The sequence below is a fragment of the Pseudomonas capeferrum genome, assembly GCF_000731675.1.
In the GTDB taxonomy this organism is placed as follows: Bacteria; Pseudomonadota; Gammaproteobacteria; order Pseudomonadales; family Pseudomonadaceae; genus Aquipseudomonas; species Aquipseudomonas capeferrum.
The window spans coordinates 2,632,181-2,650,277 of the sequence record NZ_JMIT01000001.1 but is presented as its reverse complement, the minus strand read 5'-3'; the positions used below and the strand labels follow the sequence as shown (position 1 = coordinate 2,650,277).

Genomic DNA, 18,097 nt, shown 5'->3' with positions numbered 1-18,097 from the left:
GCGGGCGGCGCTCGATCTCCAGGGCGCTGCAAACCTCAAGGCATGCACCCACCGCCCCCCCCAAATTCCTGCGCCCCTAAATCAGCCCCCCATGCCTTCGTCTGACAGTTACCGCTCGACTGCCAGGACATCGCTCGACATGAATGCTGAACAGACGCTCAAACTCGCTCGCCGCTTCATCGAACTCAGCCCCGACAAGCGCCGCCTGTTCCTCAAGGCGCTGCAGGGCGAGGGCATGGACTTCTCCGTGCTGCCGATCGCGCCAGGTGTCGAGGTCGACGAGCGTGACCAGCTGTCCTACGCGCAGCGGCGCATGTGGTTCCTCTGGCAGCTCGACCCCCAAGGCGCAGCCTACAATCTGCCCATGGCCGTGCGCCTGCATGGCCCGCTGAGCCGGGTGGCCCTGCAGCACGCCTTCGATGCCCTGGTGGCCCGCCACGAAACCCTGCGCACCCGCTTCGTCGCCGACGGCGATGATGTGCGTCAGCAAGTCGATGCAGCCGCCGCCCCGCTGCAGTTGCGCCAGGACGGCTTGAGCGAGCTGGCCGAAGAGGCCCGCCATCACGCCCTCGAATCCATCGCCGAAGAAGAAGCCCTGGCCCCCTTCGACCTGGCCGCCGGCCCGCTGCTGCGCGTGCGCCTGCTGCAACTGGCAGAACAGGACCATGTGCTGCTGCTGACCCTGCACCATATCGTCGCCGATGGCTGGTCGATGAACGTGCTGATCGACGAGTTCCTGCACTTCTACGATGCCGCCGTGGCCGGCACCGAAGCCACACTCGAACCCTTGCCGATCCAGTACCGCGACTACGCCCTGTGGCAGCGCAGTTGGCTTCAGGCTGGCGAGCAGGACCGCCAGTTGGCGTACTGGCAGGCGCGCCTGGGCGACGATCACTCGCCGCTGGAGCTGCCACTGGACCGCGCCCGCAGCGGCCGGCCGAACTACCGCGGCGCGCGTCACGAATTCCCGATTGCCGCCGATGTCGCTGAACGCCTGCGCGGCCTGGCGCGTCGGCACAACGTCACCCTGTTCATGGTCCTGCTGGCAGCCTTCAAGCTGCTGCTGCAGCGCTATGGCGGGCAGAGCGCCGTCCGCGTCGGGGTGCCCATTGCCAACCGCAACCGTGCCGAAAGCCAGGGCCTGATCGGCTGCTTCATCAATACCCAGGTGCTGCACACCGAAATCGACCCACTGCTGGATATCGCCGGCCTGCTGCAGCGCGTGCGCGAAACCGCCGTGGGCGCGCAAAGCCACCAGGACCTGCCGTTCGAACAACTGGTCGAGGCCCTGGAGCTGCCGCGCAGCACCGAGAGCCCGCTGTTCCGGGTGCTGTTCAACCACCAGGCCCAGGTGGCGGATGTCGAAGCCATCAAGACCCGCTCCGGGCTGAGCCTGGCACCGATCACCCTGCAAAAGCACAGCGCCCGTTTCGACCTGGCACTGGATACCCACGAGCGGGCCGGCCAGCTGCATGCTGCCTTCACCTATGCCCTCGATGTGTTCGATGCGGCCACTGTCGAGGCCCTTGGCGAACAATGGCTGGCGCTGGTGCAGGCGCTGGCCGACGAGGCCCCCGGTGCGGTGGGCGAGTTGCCGTTGCCAGGCCTGGCCGCCACCCTGAATGCGCATGGGCAGGCCGCCGAGCCGTTGTTGGTCCACCAGCGCTTTGCCGAGGCTACCCAGCGCCACCCCGAGCGCACCGCCGTGATGGCAGCAGGCGAGGCGGCCAGCTTTGCCGGGCTTGATGCCCGTGCCGAGGCCATCGCCGACAGGCTGGTCGAAGCTGGCGTGCAGCCGGACACTCTGGTCGGCGTGCTGGCCGACCGCAGTGTCGGCATGCTCGCCAGCATCCTCGGCGTGCTCAAGGCGGGCGGCGCCTACCTGCCACTGGAGCCCGAGCAACCGGCCGAACGCCTGGCCTACATGCTCGCCGACAGCGGCACCCGCCTGGTGCTGGCGCCCGGCAATTGGCAGGCAGCGCTGCCAGGTGGCGTCCATCGGCTGGCCTGGGAACACACCCAGGCCGCTCGTGAAAGCGCCCCACGGCGTGCCGTTGCAGCGGCCAACCTCGCCTACGTGATCTACACCTCCGGCACCACCGGCCAGCCCAAGGGCGTAGCAATCAGCCATGGCGCGTTGGGCAACTATGTCGAGGGCATCGCCGCGCGCCTGCCGATGAGCCAGATCCACAGCATGGCGCAGGTCTCGACCCCGGCTGCGGACCTCGGCCACACCATGCTATTCGGCGCCCTGTGTGGCGGCCAGACCTTGCACCTGCTGCTGCGCGATCAGGTACTGGATGCCGAAGGCTTCGCGGCCTACCTGGCGCAGCACCAGGTGGATGCACTGAAAATCGTGCCCTCGCACCTGGAGGCCATGCTGGTCGCCGGCCGCTCGGCACTGCCGGGGCAGTGCCTGGTACTGGGCGGCGAAGCCATCAGCCCGGGCCTGCTCGGCAAGATCCGCGCGCTGGCCCCAGCACTCAAGGTGTTCAACCACTACGGCCCGACCGAGACCACGGTCGGCGTGCTGGTGGCCGAACTGGACAACCAGGCTTCGCTCGGCCAACCGCTGGCCAATGCACGCGTCAGCGTGCTCGACTGCTGCCTGCAGCCCTTGCCGGCCAAGGCCAAAGGCGAGCTGTACATCGGCGGGGCAGGCCTTGCCCGTGGCTACCTCGCCCGCCCGGCGTTGACTGCTGAGCGTTTTGTGCCCGACCCGAACGGTAATGGCGAGCGCTTGTACCGCAGCGGCGACTGGGTACGGCAGAGCGCTACCGGCGAGCTGCAGTTCGCCGGGCGCATGGACGGCCAGGTGAAAATCCGTGGCTACCGCGTGGAGCTGGCCGAAATCGAGAACCAGCTGCGTGGGCTGGAGGGCGTCGCCAATGCCCTGGTGCGGGTCCAGGGTCAGGCGCCGGAGCTGCAACTTGCGGCCTGGCTGGTGCCCAGCCAGATGCCGGCAGACAGCCAGGCCTGGCAGGAGGCGATTCGCGCCACGCTCAAAGGGCTGCTGCCCGAGCACATGGTACCCACCCACCTGATGGTACTGGAGCGCCTGCCGGTGACGGTCAACGGCAAGGTCGACATCAAGGCGCTGCCCGCGCCGGTCGCCACCCAGGTGGCCTACCAGGCACCGGTAACCCCGTTGCAGGTGCAGCTGGCGCAGATCTGGGCCGAGGTGCTGCAGGTGCCGCAGGTGGGCCTGGGCGACAACTTCTTTGCCCTGGGTGGGCATTCGCTGCTGGCCACCCAGGCCGTGTCGCGGGTGCGCAAGCACCTGGGCCTGGACATCCCGCTGCGCACGCTGTTCGACACGCTCGACCTGCAGGCCTTTGCCCAGGCCGTGGCCGAGGGCGAGCAGGGCGCGGGGCTGGAGATCGAGATCCTCGACCGCCAGCAGCCGCTGCCGGTGTCCCGCTCGCAGAACCGCCAATGGCTGTTCTGGAAACTCAACCCGCAAAGCCTGGCCTACAACACACCGATGGCCGTGCGCATGCAAGGCGCCCTCGACCGCGCAGCCGTGCAGGCCGCGCTGGATGCACTGGTGGCACGCCACGAATCACTGCGCACGGTGTTCGTCGAAGCCAACGGCTTGCCGTGGCAGCGCATTCTGCCCGCCGCTTCGGTACCGATCGGCTTCGAAGACCTCAGCGGCCAAGACGAGGCCGCGCAGATGCGCAAGCTCGAAGCCGAAGCCTTTACCACGTTCGACCTGGAGCACGGCCCGCTGCTGCGTGCGCGCCTGTTCAAGGTGCATGCGCACGAGCACCTGCTGTCGCTGACCTTGCACCACATCGTCTCTGACGGTTGGTCGATGAGCCTGCTGGTACGCGAGTTCGCTGCTGCCTACAACGCGGCTGCCAGCGGCCAGGCAAGGGCCATCGAGCCGCTGCCGGTGCAGTACGCCGACTTCGCCGCCTGGCAGCGCAAATGGCTGGCCGAGGGGCAGATGCAGGCACAGATCGACTATTGGAAGGCGCGCCTGGAGGACGATTTCGAAGTGCTCGAACTGCCCGCCGACCGTATTCGCCCGCCGGCCAAAAGTTACCAGGGCAGCCGCTTCGACCTGCGCCTGCCGTTGGCCCTCACCGAGCGCCTGAGGGCCCTGGCGGTGGCGTCCAATGCCACGCTGTTCCATGTGTTTCTGGCGGCCTACGCCATCGTGCTGTCGCGCTACAGCCGCAAGGACACGATCAATATCGGTGTCCCAGTGACCAACCGCAACCGCCTGGAGCTCGAAGGGCTGATCGGCTTCTTCATCAACGTGGTGGTGGCGCGGGTCGGCGTCGATGGCAGCCTGCCGTTCCCGCAGTTGCTGGCGGCGATCAAGGAAACCACCCTGCAGGCGCAGGCCAACAAGGACGTGCCGTTCCTGGAGGTTGCCGAGGCCCTGTACCCAGAGCGCGACCAGGGCGTGAACCCGTTCTTCCAGGTGCTCTACAACCATTTGCGCGACCTGGGCGAGCAGGTGTCCAGCGATGCCCTGCATGGCCTCAAGGTCCGCGAAGTGGACTTGCTGGAGCCGGGCGCGCAGTACGACATCTCGCTCAATACCCTGGAGCGCTCCGACGGTGTGACCGCCTCGTTCAACTACTCCACCGACCTGTTCGATGCGCCGCGCATCGAGCGCATGGCCGGGCACTGGCAAGCGCTGCTCGAAGCCATCTGCGCCGAGCCGCAGCGCTGCATCGCCGAGCTGGACTTCCTGGGCGACGATGAGCGTCGCCAGCTGACCCATGGCTGGAACCCAGCGCCAGCAGCCAGCAGCGGCCTGTGCGCCCACCAGTTGCTGGAGCGCCAGGCGCGTGCGCAGCCAGACGCCGTAGCACTGATCTTCGATGATCAGCAACTGAGCTATGCCGAGCTGGACCGCTGCAGCAACCAGTTGGCCCACCGTCTGCGTGCAATGGGCGTAGGCCCTGACTGCCTGGTGGGTGTGGCCGTCGAGCGTGGCCTGGGCATGGCGCTGGCGCTGATCGCCATCCACAAGGCCGGCGGTGCCTATGTGCCGCTGGACCCGGACTACCCGCAAGAGCGCCTGGCGTATATGGTCGAAGACAGCGGCATCGGCCTGCTGCTGGCCGATGCGCCGTCGTTGGCGCGTTTGCAATTGGACCCGCAGCTGCCTTGCCTGGTGCTCGAACCCGGCACCCAGTGGCTGCACGCCTGGCCGGCCGAGCCGCTGCCTAACCTGGTGGCGCTGCACAACCTGGCCTACGTCATCTACACCTCGGGTTCCACCGGCATGCCCAAGGGCGTGGCCATCGACCACCATGCGCTGTCGGTGTTCTGCCAGGTGGCCGCCGACTACTCACGCCTGAGCCCGAGTGATCGCGTGCTGCAGTTCGCCACCTTCAGCTTCGACGGCTTTATCGAGCAGTTCTTCCCGCCGCTGGCGCAAGGCGCTTGCGTGGTGCTGCGCGACCTGCGGCTGTGGGACACCGCCACCCTGCTGGACGAAATCAACCGCCACGGTGTGACCGTGGCCGACTTGCCCGCCGCCTACTGGCGCCTGCTGGCCCTGGAGCGTCGCGGGCCAGAGGCCTATGGCCGGCTCAAACAGATCCACGTTGGCGGTGAAGCGGTGCCGGAAGACGCCCTGCGCGCCTGGCTGGCCGATGGGCCGCCGGCGGTGCGTCTGTTGAACACCTACGGGCCGACCGAAGCGACCGTGGTCGCCACCACCTTCGACTGCTCGCAGATGACGCCCGCGCAGATCAGCCAGGGCGGTGTACCGATTGGCCGAGCGCTGCCGGGCCGTACCCTGCACGCGCTGGACGATGGCCTGGCGCCGACCCCAGTGGGCGTCTCTGGCGAGCTGTTCATTGGCGGGGCAGGGTGCCTGGCGCGGGGTTACCACCAGCGCCCGTCGCTGACGGCCGAGCGCTTCATCCCCGACCCGTTCGACAGCGTGGGCGGTGGCCGCCTGTATCGTACCGGCGACCTGGGCTACTACGACCCACATGGGCAACTGGCCTATCGCGGGCGGGCTGACCACCAGGTCAAGGTGCGCGGTTTCCGCATTGAACTGGGCGAGATCGAGCAGTACCTGCGCGCGCACCCGGACGTTCGCGAGGCCACGGTACTGGCCATCGACCTGCCCAGCGGCAAGCAGCTGTGCGCCTATGCGGTACCTGCTGAAGGCGCCAGCGGCGATCTGCGCCAGGCCCTCAAGCAGTACCTCAAGGCCAGCCTGCCGGACTACATGATCCCGTCCTACCTGGTGACCCTGCCGAGCATGCCGCTGACCCCCAGCGGCAAGCTCGACCGCAAGGCGCTGCCATTGCCCGACCCCAGCCAGCCACAGCACGACTACGAAGCGCCGCAGACCGAACTGCAACAGCAACTGGCGCAGATCTGGGCGCAGTTGCTCAACCTCGGCCAGGTCGGCCTGAACGACAACTTCTTCGAACTCGGCGGCCACTCCCTGCTGGCGGCGCAAGCGGTATCGCGCATCAACGTGGAACTGGGCCTGGACATACCGCTGCGGCTGATCTTCGCCCACCCCGAGCTGCGCGCGTTCGCCCAGGCACTGGATGAACAAGGCCTGTCGCTGAGCGACGACGGCCTGAGCGATATCGAAAAAATGATGAACGAATTCACCGAGGCCTGACATGCAACTCACCCCCGCACAACGCATTGCCCAACGCTTCGTCAGCCTGACTGTGGAGCAGCGTCAGCAGATCCTGGCGAAAATGCAGGCCACCGGGCAGAGCTTCCGCCTGCTGCCCATCGTGCCTGCACGCCAGGGCCTGGCGCGCATTCCCTTGTCGTTTGCCCAGCAGCGCCTGCTGTTTCTCTGGCAGTTGGAACCCGACAGCCCGGCCTACAACGTGCCGATGGCCGTGCGCCTCAAGGGCGCTCTGGAGCTAACGGTGCTGCAGCAGGCGCTGGATGCGCTGGTCAGCCGTCATGAGTCGCTGCGTACGCGCTTCGTTTCGGATGAAGGCGAGTTCCACCAGGAGATTCTCGGCGCCTGCCCGCTGGTGCTGGACGTGGTCGAGTTCCAGGCGGGCGACGATGAAGCCGCCTTGAGCGAAGCCGTCGATGCCGCGCTAAAGCAACCGTTCGACCTGCTGACCGGGCCGCTGATGCGGGTCACCCTGCTGCGCCTGAGCGCCGAGCACCACGTGCTGGCCCTGAGCATGCACCACATCATCTCCGACGGCTGGTCGAGCGACTTGCTGGTGCAGGAGTTCATCCAGCTGTACACCGCCCTGGCTGAAGGCCGCGAGGCGCAATTGCCGGCCCTGCCGATCCAGTACGCCGACTATGCGATCTGGCAGCGCGCCTGGCTCGAGGCCGGTGAGGCCCAGCGCCAGCTGGCGTATTGGCAGGCGCAACTGGGTGACGAGCAGCCGCTGCTGAGCCTGCCGCTGGACTTCGAACGGCCCGCCACGCCGAGCTACCGCGGCGCGGTGCTCAAACTGCAGATTGGCGCCGAGCAGGCCGAAGCGCTGCGCAGCCAGGCGCGCAAGGGCGGGCACACGCTGTTCGTGCTGATGCTGGCGGCCATGGCGGTGGTGCTGTCGCGCTACAGCGGGCAGTCGGACATCCGCATCGGCGCGCCGAATGCGGGGCGTAATCGCAAGGAGCTGGAAGGCCTGATCGGCTTCTTCATCAACACCCAGGTGCTGCGCGTGCAGGTAGACGAACGCGCGACCTTCGCCGAGCTGCTAGAGCAGGTCAAGGACGTGATCGGCGGCGCCCAGTCGCACCAGGAGCTGCCGTTCGAGCACCTGGTCGATGCCTTGCTGCCAGAGCGCAACCTGGCCCACAACCCGCTGTTCCAGTTCAAGATCAACCAGCACGTGGCGGCGGGCGACGCGTCGCGCAAGCGCCTGGGCACGCTGGAGGTGGAAGGCTTCGCCCGTGAAGGTGGCGATGCGCGCTTCGACCTGGCGTTCGACTTCTCGGATAAACCCGATGGCATCGAGGGGTACTTCACCTACGCCACCGACCTGTTCGAACCCGCCACCATCCAGCGCCTCGCCGATTCGCTGCGGCGCGTGCTGGACGTGCTGAGCCATGCCCAACAGCAGCCGATCGTCGACCACCTGGAGGTAGCGGCGCAGCAGCCGACCGCAGCAGAAACCTACCCGCACCGCGACTTCCTCGCCCTGTGGCACCAGGCGATGGCGCAAGGGCAGGCCCAGGGCGGCGTGCGCGCTGGTGAGCGCTTCATGACCCAGGGCGGGCTGGACGCTGCGTCCAACCGCGTAGCCGACTACCTGCGCCAGCGTGGCGTCGGTGCCGGCAGCATCGTTGCCCTGTGCCTGCCGCGCTCCATCGATTGGGTCACGGCCTTGCTGGCGGTGCTCAAGACCGGCGCCGCCTACCTGCCGCTGGATACCCAGCAGCCGCAAGAGCGCCTGCAGCAGTTGATCGTCGACAGCGGCGCCGCCGTGCTGTTGCATGAGCCTGGCGATACCCGCTTCGCTGGCCTCGACGGCTTGCAGGCGGTTGCCTGCGAGCCCCCGACGTGGGCGGCCTGCAGCGACAGCCCGCTGGCGGTCGCGGTCAGCCCTGAGCAGCCGGCTTATCTGATCTACACCTCGGGTTCGACCGGCCAGCCCAAGGGCGTGGTGGTCAGCCACGGGGCATTGGCCAGCTATATCCAGGCTGTGCTCGAACGCCTGCAACTGCCGGTCGGGGCGAGCATGGCCATGGTGTCCACCACCGCCGCCGACCTTGGCCACACCGTACTGTTCGGCGCCCTGGCCTCGGGCCGCTTGCTGCATTTGCTACCGCAGGAGCTGGCCTTCGACCCGGATGGTTTCGCCAGCTACATGGCGCAGCATCAGGTGGGCGTGGTGAAGCTGGTGCCAAGCCACCTGCAGGGCCTGCTGCAGGCTGCCTGCGCCGCCGATGTGCTGCCTGCTGAAGCACTGATTCTGGGCGGTGAAGCATGCCCTTGGAGCCTGCTGGAAAAAATCCGCGCATTGCGCCCCGAATGCCGCGTCATCAACCACTACGGCCCGACCGAGACCACGGTCGGCGTGCTCACCTTCGAACCCGACCAGCGCCTGGCCAACTGCCGCACGGTGCCGGTCGGTCGCCCGCTGGGCAATGCCTGCGCCGAAGTGCTCGATGGCTACCTCAACCCGCTGGCGCCGCAGGTGGTCGGCGAGCTCTACCTGGGTGGCCAGGGCGTTGCCCAGGGTTACCTGGGCCAGCCCGCGCTGACGGCCGAACGCTTCGTGCCGGCGGCCGATGGCGCCCGCCTGTACCGCACCGGCGACCGGGCGCGGTTGAGCGCTGAAGGCCTGGTGGAATTTATCGGGCGTGCCGATGACCAGGTGAAAATCCGTGGCTATCGCGTCGAACCGGGTGAAATCGGTCGCGTGCTCGCCGGGCTGTCCGATGTCAGCGACGCCGTGGTCCTGGCATTGCCGCTGGAAGGCGATGCCGAGCGCCTGCAACTGGTGGCCTACGTGGTGGCCGAAGCGGGCGTGACCGTGCCGCAGTTGCAGGCGCAACTGCAGGCCCGCTTGCCCGACTACATGGTGCCTGCGCAGGTGCTGTTGCTCGAGCGTCTGCCGCTGACCGCCAACGGCAAGCTCGACAAGCGCGCCTTGCCGGCGCCGGGCGCGGTAAGCCGTGGTTACGTGGCGCCTGAAGGCGACATCGAGGAGAAGCTGGCCGCGGTATGGGCCGACGTGCTCAAGCTGGAACGCGTGGGCAGCAGCGACAACTTCTTCGAGCTGGGCGGCGATTCGATCCTCAGCCTGCAGATCATCGCCCGGGCCAAGCGCCAGGGCATCAAGATCACCCCCAAGCAGCTGTTCGAACAGCAGACCGTCGGCCAACTGGCCCAGGTCGCCAAGCGCATCGAAGCCAAGCAGCCGGCAGCCGCTGCCCCGGTGGACACCGCTGTCAGCGGTGAAGTGGTGCTGCTGCCCGCGCAGGCGCGCTTCTTCGAGATGGACATCGCCCAGCCAGGGCACTGGAACCAGTCGATGCTGTTGAAACCGTCCCAGCGCGTGCAGGTGGAACACCTGGAGTCGGCCCTGCGTGCGGTGCTGGAGCAGCACGATGCCTTGCGCCTGCGCTTCAGCCGCCAGAACGGCCAGTGGCAGGCCCGCTTCCAGGCCCTGGACAGTGCGCCGCTGGTGCGCCAGCGCAGCCTCGCAGCGCTGGGCGAACTGGACGCCGCTGGCACCGAGGTGCAGGCCAGCTTGAACCTTGAGCAAGGCCCGCTGCTGCGTGCCGAACTGTTCGACCTCGCCGATGGCCAGCAGCGCTTGCTGTTGGTCATTCACCACCTGGTGGTGGACGGCGTGTCCTGGCGGGTGCTGCTCGAGGACCTGCAAGAGGCTTATCAGCAACGCCTCAAAGGTCAGCCGGTAAGCCTGCCAGCCAAGACCTGCTCGGTGAAAACCTGGGCCGAGCGGCTGGTTGCGCATGCCAGCAGCTCGGCGCTGCAGGCACAGGGCGACTACTGGCTGCAGGTGCTGCAAGGCAGCCCGGCAGAACTGCCGCGTGACAACCCGCAGGGCAGCCTGGGCAACCAGCACGCCCGCACTGCTGCGTCGCGCCTGGATGCCGCGCGTACCGCGCAGTTGCTGAAGCAGGCCCCCGCTGCCTATCGCACGCAGATCAACGACCTGCTGCTGACCGCGCTGGCGCGCACGCTGTGCCAGTGGAGCGCGCAGGATGAGGTGCTGGTGCAACTGGAAGGCCATGGCCGCGAAGACCTGTTCGACGACCTTGACCTCAGCCGCACGGTCGGCTGGTTCACCAGCCTGTTCCCGGTACGTCTGGCCCCTGGCCAGGCCGTTGGCGAGTCGATCAAGGCGATCAAGGAGCAACTGCGCGCCGTGCCGGACAAAGGCATCGGCTATGGCCTGCTGCGCTACCTGGGCGATGCCCAGACCCGCGAGCGGCTCAGCGGCGCCGCGCAGGCACGCGTCACCTTCAACTACCTGGGCCAGTTCGACGGCAGTTTCACCGCCGCCGACGCGGCATCGTTCAGCCCTAGCGGCGAAAGCGCCGGCCGCACCCAATGCGCCGGTGCGCAGTTGGGCAACTGGCTGAGCATCACCGGCCAGGTGTACGGCGGCGAGCTGTTCCTGGAGTGGACCTACAGCGAAGACGTCTACCGCCCGGAAACCATCCAGCACCTGGCCCAGGCCTACGAGCAGGCGTTGGCCGAGCTGGTCGAGCATTGCTGCCAGGCTCAGCACCAGGGCGTGACGCCGTCGGACTTCCCGCTGGCGGCACTCACCCAGGCCCAGCTGGACAGCTTGCCGCTGGCCCCGGGGCAGATCGCCGATGTCTACCCGCTGTCGCCGATGCAGCAGGGCATGCTGTTCCACACCCTCTACGACCAGCAGGCCGGCAACTACATCAACCAGTTGCGGGTCGATGTCGAAGGGCTGGATGTGCAGCGCTTCAAGCAGGCTTGGCAGGCCGCACTCGATGCCCATGACATCCTGCGCAGCGGGTTCGTGCTGCAGGGCGAGCTGGAGCAGGCCGTGCAAGTGGTGCGCAAGTCGGTAGCGTTGCCGTGCAGCGAGCATGACTGGCGTGGCCAGCCGGCGCTGGAAGCCGCCTTGCAGGCCTTGGCCGAGGGCGAGCGCCAGCGCGGCTTCGAACTGGCCGAGGCGCCGCTGCTGCGGCTGGCCTTGGTGCGCACGGGCGAGGCGCGCCACCACCTGATTTACACCAACCACCATATCCTGATGGATGGCTGGAGCACCTCGCGTTTGCTGGGCGAAGTGCTGCAACGTTACGCGGGGCTGGCGCCACAGGCCCAAGCCACGCATTACCGCGACTATATCGCCTGGCTGCAAGGCCAGGACACAGCGGTTGCCGAAAGCTTCTGGAAGGCCCAGCTGGCCGGGCTCGACGAGCCGACCCGGCTGGCCCAGGCCATTGCCGGTAGCGCAGGGGTTGCAGGCACCGGCTACGGTGATCATCGCCTGGCCTTCGATGCGGAGCAGACGGCGCGCATCGAAGCCTTTGCTCGCGCCAACCGCGTTACCGTCAACACCCTGGTGCAATCGGCCTGGCTGCTGCTGTTGCAGCGCTGCACTGGCCAGGCCAGCGTGTGCTTCGGCGCCACGGTAGCGGGTCGCCCGGCAGACCTGGCTGGGGTCGAAGAGCAGATCGGCCTGTTCATCAACACCCTGCCGGTGATCGGCGCACCCCGTGCCGAACAGACCGTGGCCGAATGGATTGGCCAGGTGCAGGCCAGCAACCTGGCCGTGCGCGAGTTCGAGCACACCCCGCTGTATGACGTGCAGCGCTGGGCAGGGCAGGGCGGTGATGCGCTGTTCGACAGCATCCTGGTGTTCGAGAACTACCCGGTGTCCGAGGCCTTGCAGCAAGGCGCGCCTGGCGGGTTGCGCTTTGGCGACGTGGCCGTGCAGGAGCAGACCAACTACCCGCTGACCCTGGTGGTGGAACTGGGCGCGACCCTGTCGATGCACTACAGCCACGACCGTGCGCTGTGGAGCGACGAGGCCATTGGCCGACTGGCGGGTTGCTTCGCCAACGTACTGCAGGCGCTGGTTGCCAATGCGCAGGCAGTGGTCGGCGAGCTGCCGATGCTGGGCCTGCAAGAAGAGCAACTGATGGTCGAGCGCTGGAACGACACCCAAGCGGCGTACCCGGATCAGCGCAGCATCCATTCGCTGATCGAAGCCCAGGTGTTTGCCACCCCGCACGCCCCGGCACTGGTGTTTGGCGAGCAGTCCCTGAGCTATGCCGAGCTCAATGGCCAAGCCAACCAGCTGGCGCACAAGCTGCGTGAACTGGGCGTTGGCCCGGACGTGCTGGTGGGCATCGCCATGGAGCGCAGCCTGGAGATGGTCATCGGCCTGCTGGGCATCGTCAAAGCCGGTGGCGCCTACGTGCCGCTGGACCCGGAATACCCGCAAGACCGCCTGAGCTACATGTTCGCCGACAGTGGCATCGCCTTGCTGCTGACCCAGTCGCACCTGCGCGATGCCTTGCCGATCCCGGCCGGCCTGCGCAGCCTGGACCTGGACACCGAGCAGCTCGGTGCTTACAGCGACACCAACCCGAACATCGACGTGGCGCCGCTGAACCTCGCTTACGTGATCTACACCTCCGGCTCCACCGGCCGCCCGAAAGGCGCCGGCAACAGCCATCAGGCGTTGGTCAACCGCCTGTGGTGGATGCAGAAGGCCTACGGCCTGGACGCCAGCGACAGCGTGCTGCAGAAGACGCCGTTCAGCTTCGACGTGTCGGTGTGGGAATTCTTCTGGCCGCTGATGACCGGCGCCCGTCTGGTCATGGCCCAGCCAGGTGCCCACCGCGACCCGCAACTGCTGGTCGACACCATCAACCAGTACGCCATCAGCACTTTGCACTTCGTGCCGTCGATGCTGCAGGCGTTCATGACCCACGAAGCAGTGGAAAGCTGCGTCAGCCTCAAACGCGTGGTGTGCAGCGGTGAAGCGCTGCCCGCCGAGCTGGCCCGCCAGACCCTGCAGCGCCTGCCAGCGGCCGGCCTGTACAACCTGTACGGCCCGACCGAAGCTGCCATCGACGTCACCCACTGGACCTGCCAGCCGGACGAAAGCATCAGCGTGCCGATCGGCCAGCCGATCGACAACCTCAAGGCCCACATCCTCGAAGGCAGCCTGCAACCTGCGGTACGCGGCAGTGCCGGCGAGCTGTACCTGGGGGGCGTGGGCCTGGCCCGTGGTTACCACCAGCGCCCAGCGCTGACTGCTGAACGCTTCGTGCCAGACCCGTTCAGCGACAACGGCGGGCGTCTGTACCGCACCGGTGACCTGGCACGTTACGACGCCGACGGCGTGATCGACTACGCCGGGCGTATCGACCACCAGGTGAAGATCCGCGGTTTGCGTATCGAACTGGGTGAAATCGAAGCGCGCCTGCTGGAGCTGCCGAGTGTGCAGGAGGCGGTGGTACTGGCCCTGGATGGCCTGAGCGGCAAGCAGTTGGTGGGTTATGTGGTACCGGCCGACAGCACGCAAGACGAGGGCGCACTGCGCGACAGCCTGCGGGAGGCGCTGAAGGTCGGCCTGCCGGATTACATGGTGCCTGCGCACCTGCTGCTGCTCGGCAAGCTGCCGGTAACACCGAACGGCAAGCTGGACCGCAAGGCCCTGCCGCAGCCGGATGCCAGCCAACTGCAAGGCGAGTACGTAGCGCCGCAGAGCGAGCTGGAACAGCAGATCGCGGCGATCTGGGCGGATGTGCTGAAGCTGGAGAGGGTCGGGTTGACCGACAATTTCTTCGCGCTGGGCGGTCACTCCCTGCTGGCCACCTCGGTGATCGTTCGCATACAGGAGCAAGCTGGTGTTTCGGCCGAACTGAAAGAACTCTTCGAGTTCCCTGTACTGGCCGACTTCAGTCGTCAGCTCGAAGGTAAGGCGCCAGTCGTCGACACCACCCAGGACCAATTGGCCAAGTCGCTGGCATTACTCGAAAGCTTGAGCACGGAGGAGCTCGATGAGCTGATTTCCTAGTCTTTGCGCGCGGCAGACTAAACGCGTCTCTCACCCATGGCGCAAACGGTGTAGGAGCGGCCTTGCGTCGCGAAAGGGCTGCGTAGCGGCCCCAGCAATTTAGGCGGCGAAGCTGAGACCCAGGGGCCGCTACGCAGCCCTTTCGCGACGCAAGGCCGCTCCTACGGGAATCGTGCACGAGGGGGGCCTAAATCCTTGGCAGTGCTCAATCGTCTAACTACGGAGGAAATTGAAGAGCTGATTTCTTAGGAGATTCCCTGTGCAAGAGCTGCTCGATACAGTCGTATCGTTGTCCACCCAAAAACGTAAGGCGTTGGCAGCCTTGCTCAAGAAACAAGGCGTCAACCTGTATGGGGTCACGCCGATCTTCCCGAGGGATCCAGAAGCGCCGGTACTGCTTTCCTATGCCCAGCAGCGGCTATGGATTCTGTCACAGCTGGGCGAGGTGGGTACCGCGTACAACCTCTCGTCCGTCCTGCGCTTCAAAGGGCATTTGGACACGGGTGCCCTGCAGCGTAGCTTCGAGGCTTTGATCGCCCGTCATGAGACCCTGCGCACCACGTTCCGCCTGGAAGCGGAGCAGGCCGTGCAGGTGGTCCATCCGCACAGTCCCTTCAAGTTGATGTTCGAGCAGTTGGAGCAGACCGATGACGCCAGCGTGCGTGGTCATGTCGAGCACGAAGCTCATCTGCCTTTCGACCTGCAAACCGGCCCGCTGCTGCGGGTGAAGTTGCTGGGCCTGGCACAGGACGAACATGTGCTGGTGCTGACCCTGCACCACATCGTGTCCGACGGTTGGTCGATGCCCGTGATGATCAATGAGCTGGTGCAGCTCTACCACGGCTACAGCCAAGGGCAGAAGGTGGACCTGCCTGTGCTGCCGGTGCAGTACGCCGACTACGCCACCTGGCAGCGTAACTGGATGGAGGCCGGCGAGCAGGCGCGACAGCTGGCCTACTGGACGGCGCAACTCGGTGACGAGCAACCCGTGCTGGCGTTGCCTGCCGATCGGCCGCGGCCAGCGATAAGCAGCTATCAGGGCGCCCGAATTACCGTGGCCATCGACAACACGTTGGCTGGCGCGCTGAAGCAATTGGCCCAGCAACAGGGCGCCACGCCCTTCATGGTGTTGCTGGCCAGCTTCCAGGCATTGCTGCACCGCTACAGCGGGCAGTCCGACATCCGCGTCGGTGTGCCGGTCGCCAACCGTAACCGGGTCGAGACCGAGCGGCTGATCGGCTTCTTCGTCAACACCCAGGTGCTGCGCGCCGAATTCGACCTGCAGATGACCTTCAATCAGCTGCTGCAACAGGTCAAGCAGCGTGCGCTAGGCGCTCAGGCGCATCAGGACCTGCCGTTCGAACAGCTGGTGGAGGCCCTGCAGACCGAACGCAACCTCAGCCACAGCCCTCTGTTCCAAGTGATGTACAACCACCAGACCCAGGCCAAAGGCGAGCGCCGCAGTTTGCCAGGCCTGGAAATGGAAGAGCTGGCCTGGGACAGCCACACGGCCAAGTTCGACCTGACCCTGGATACCTTCGAGCATGAGCAAGGCATCAGTGCTGCGCTGACCTATGCCACCGACCTGTTCGAGGCCAAGACCGTCGAGCACATGGCCAATCATTGGCTGAATCTACTGCAGGGAATCGTCCGCGAACCAGAGCAGCGCATTACCGACCTGCCTCTGTTGGCAGAGCATGAGCAGGCTCGGATCGTTCAGGACTGGAACCGCAACCCGACTAAATTCCCCAGCGAGCACACGCTCCATCAGTTGATCGAAGCCCAGGTCGAGTTATCGCCTGGTTCACCCGCCGTGAGTTTTGGCGCTCAGACACTGAGCTACGGCGAATTGAACCGCCGCGCCAACCGCCTGGCGCACAAGCTGCGCGAACTGGGCGTGGGGCCCGACGTGCTGGTGGGGCTTGCCGTAGAGCGCAGTCTGGACATGGTCGTGGGCCTGCTCGGCATCCTCAAGGCGGGCGGCGCCTATGTGCCGCTGGACCCGGAGTCCCCCCAGGATCGCCTCGCTTACCTGTTCGAGGACAGTGGCATCGGCTTGTTGCTGACCCAAAGCCACTTGCGTGACGCCTTGCCCATTCCGACAGGCATCCAAAGCCTGAATCTGGACGAAACGGCACTGGCCGACTACAGCGAAGCCAACCTGGCTTGCGTGGTATCGCCGCAGAACCTGGCATACGTGATCTACACCTCCGGGTCCACTGGCAAGCCCAAAGGTGCACTGTTGACGCACCATAACGTGGTGCGTTTGTTCGCGGCCACCCAGGAGTGGTTCCGCTTCGACGCCAGTGACGTGTGGACGGTGTTCCACTCCTACGCGTTCGATTTTTCCGTGTGGGAGCTGTACGGCGCGCTGCTGTATGGCGGCAAGGCGGTCATCGTGCCGCGAGACGTGGCGCGTTCTTCGCAGGATTTCCATGCGTTGTTGCTCAGCGAGCAGGTAACGGTGCTGAACCAGACGCCATCGGCATTCCAGCAACTGATTCCGCTTGCCTGCGAAGCCGCGCGAGGCGGCAGCCAGCTGGCATTGCGGTATGTGGTGTTTGGCGGTGAGGCGCTGGATCTGAGCAGCCTCAAGCCATGGCTCGACGTATTCGGCGACCGTCAGCCACGCCTGATCAACATGTATGGCATCACCGAGACGACGGTGCATGTGACCTACCGGCCGATCAGCCTGGATGATCTCAAGAGTGTTGGCAGCAGCCCCATTGGCGAGGTCATTCCAGACCTGAGTTGCTACTTGCTCGACGGCACCTTGAACACGATCGTGCCAGGCAGCCACGGTGAACTGATGATTGGCCAGGATGGCCTTGCGCGTGGCTATCACGGTCGTCCGGCGTTGACGGCTGAGCGTTTCGTGCCGAACCCTTTCGATAGCCAGGGCGGTCGCCTGTACCGCTCGGGCGATTTGGCCCGCTATGGCGGTGATGGCGTAATCGACTACCTGGGGCGAATTGATCACCAGGTGAAGATTCGTGGTTTCCGTATCGAGCTGGGTGAGATCGAAGCACGCCTGCAGGAGCAGGGCGCTGTGCGTCAGGGCGTGGTGCTGGCTCAGGATGGCCCGCAGGGCAAGCAGTTGGTGGGGTATGTGGTGCCGGGTGACAGCTCGGTCCTGGACAGCCTCGAAAGCCAGGTTCTTCTGCGGGGTTCCCTGCGCGAAGCGCTCAAGGCAAGCCTGCCGGACTACATGGTGCCGGCTCATGTGCTGTTCCTGGCCAGCTTGCCGCTGACCGGCAACGGCAAGTTGGATCGCAAGGCGCTGCCGCAACCGGATGCCAGCCTGCTGCAGGGCCAGTTCACTGCGCCGCAAAGTGCATTGGAGCAGCGGATTGCGGCGATCTGGGCCGATGTGCTGAAGCTGGACAACGTGGGCCTTTACGACAACTTCTTTGAGTTGGGTGGCCACTCCTTGCTGGCGACCCAGGTGATGGCTCGCCTGCAGGTTGAGCTGGGCATCAACCTGCCGCTCGCCTTGCTGTTCCAGGCGGAAAACCTGCAGGCATACGCAGCCATGATCAGTGGCTTGAATACCAATACCGATGCGGACCTGGACGACCTCCAGGACTTCATGAGCGAGCTTGAGGCAGTTTGAGATGCAAACGGAT

At 66.1% G+C, this 18,097-nt stretch carries 3 protein-coding genes; all 3 read left to right on the top strand.

Going from position 1 to position 18,097, the window contains the following annotated elements; genetic code table 11:
• Positions 1 to 139: 139 nt before the first annotated feature.
• The 3 genes from PC358_RS11720 to PC358_RS11710 all read left to right on the top strand — a co-directional run bounded on the left by PC358_RS11720 (position 140) and on the right by PC358_RS11710 (position 18,084).
• Positions 140 to 6,616: a non-ribosomal peptide synthetase gene (locus PC358_RS11720; protein WP_033699717.1), complete on the top strand. Its 6,477-nt coding sequence runs from the start codon at positions 140 to 142 to the stop codon at positions 6,614 to 6,616.
• 1 nt (position 6,617) lies between these two features.
• A complete protein-coding gene (locus PC358_RS11715; RefSeq protein WP_033699715.1) occupies positions 6,618 to 14,471 on the top strand; it encodes a non-ribosomal peptide synthetase in 7,854 nt (2,617 codons plus the stop codon).
• Between the two features lie 259 nt (positions 14,472 to 14,730).
• Positions 14,731 to 18,084, top strand: a complete 3,354-nt coding sequence (locus tag PC358_RS11710) for a non-ribosomal peptide synthetase (protein ID WP_033699713.1) — start codon at positions 14,731 to 14,733, stop codon at positions 18,082 to 18,084.
• The last annotated feature ends 13 nt before the right edge of the window (positions 18,085 to 18,097 follow it).

Excerpts from the sequence above, each read along its gene's own strand:
- PC358_RS11720 (WP_033699717.1), top strand. The coding sequence starts at position 140 with ATGAATGCTGAACAGACGCTCAAACTCGCTCGCCGCTTCATCGAACTC.
- PC358_RS11715 (WP_033699715.1), top strand. The coding sequence starts at position 6,618 with ATGCAACTCACCCCCGCACAACGCATTGCCCAACGCTTCGTCAGCCTG.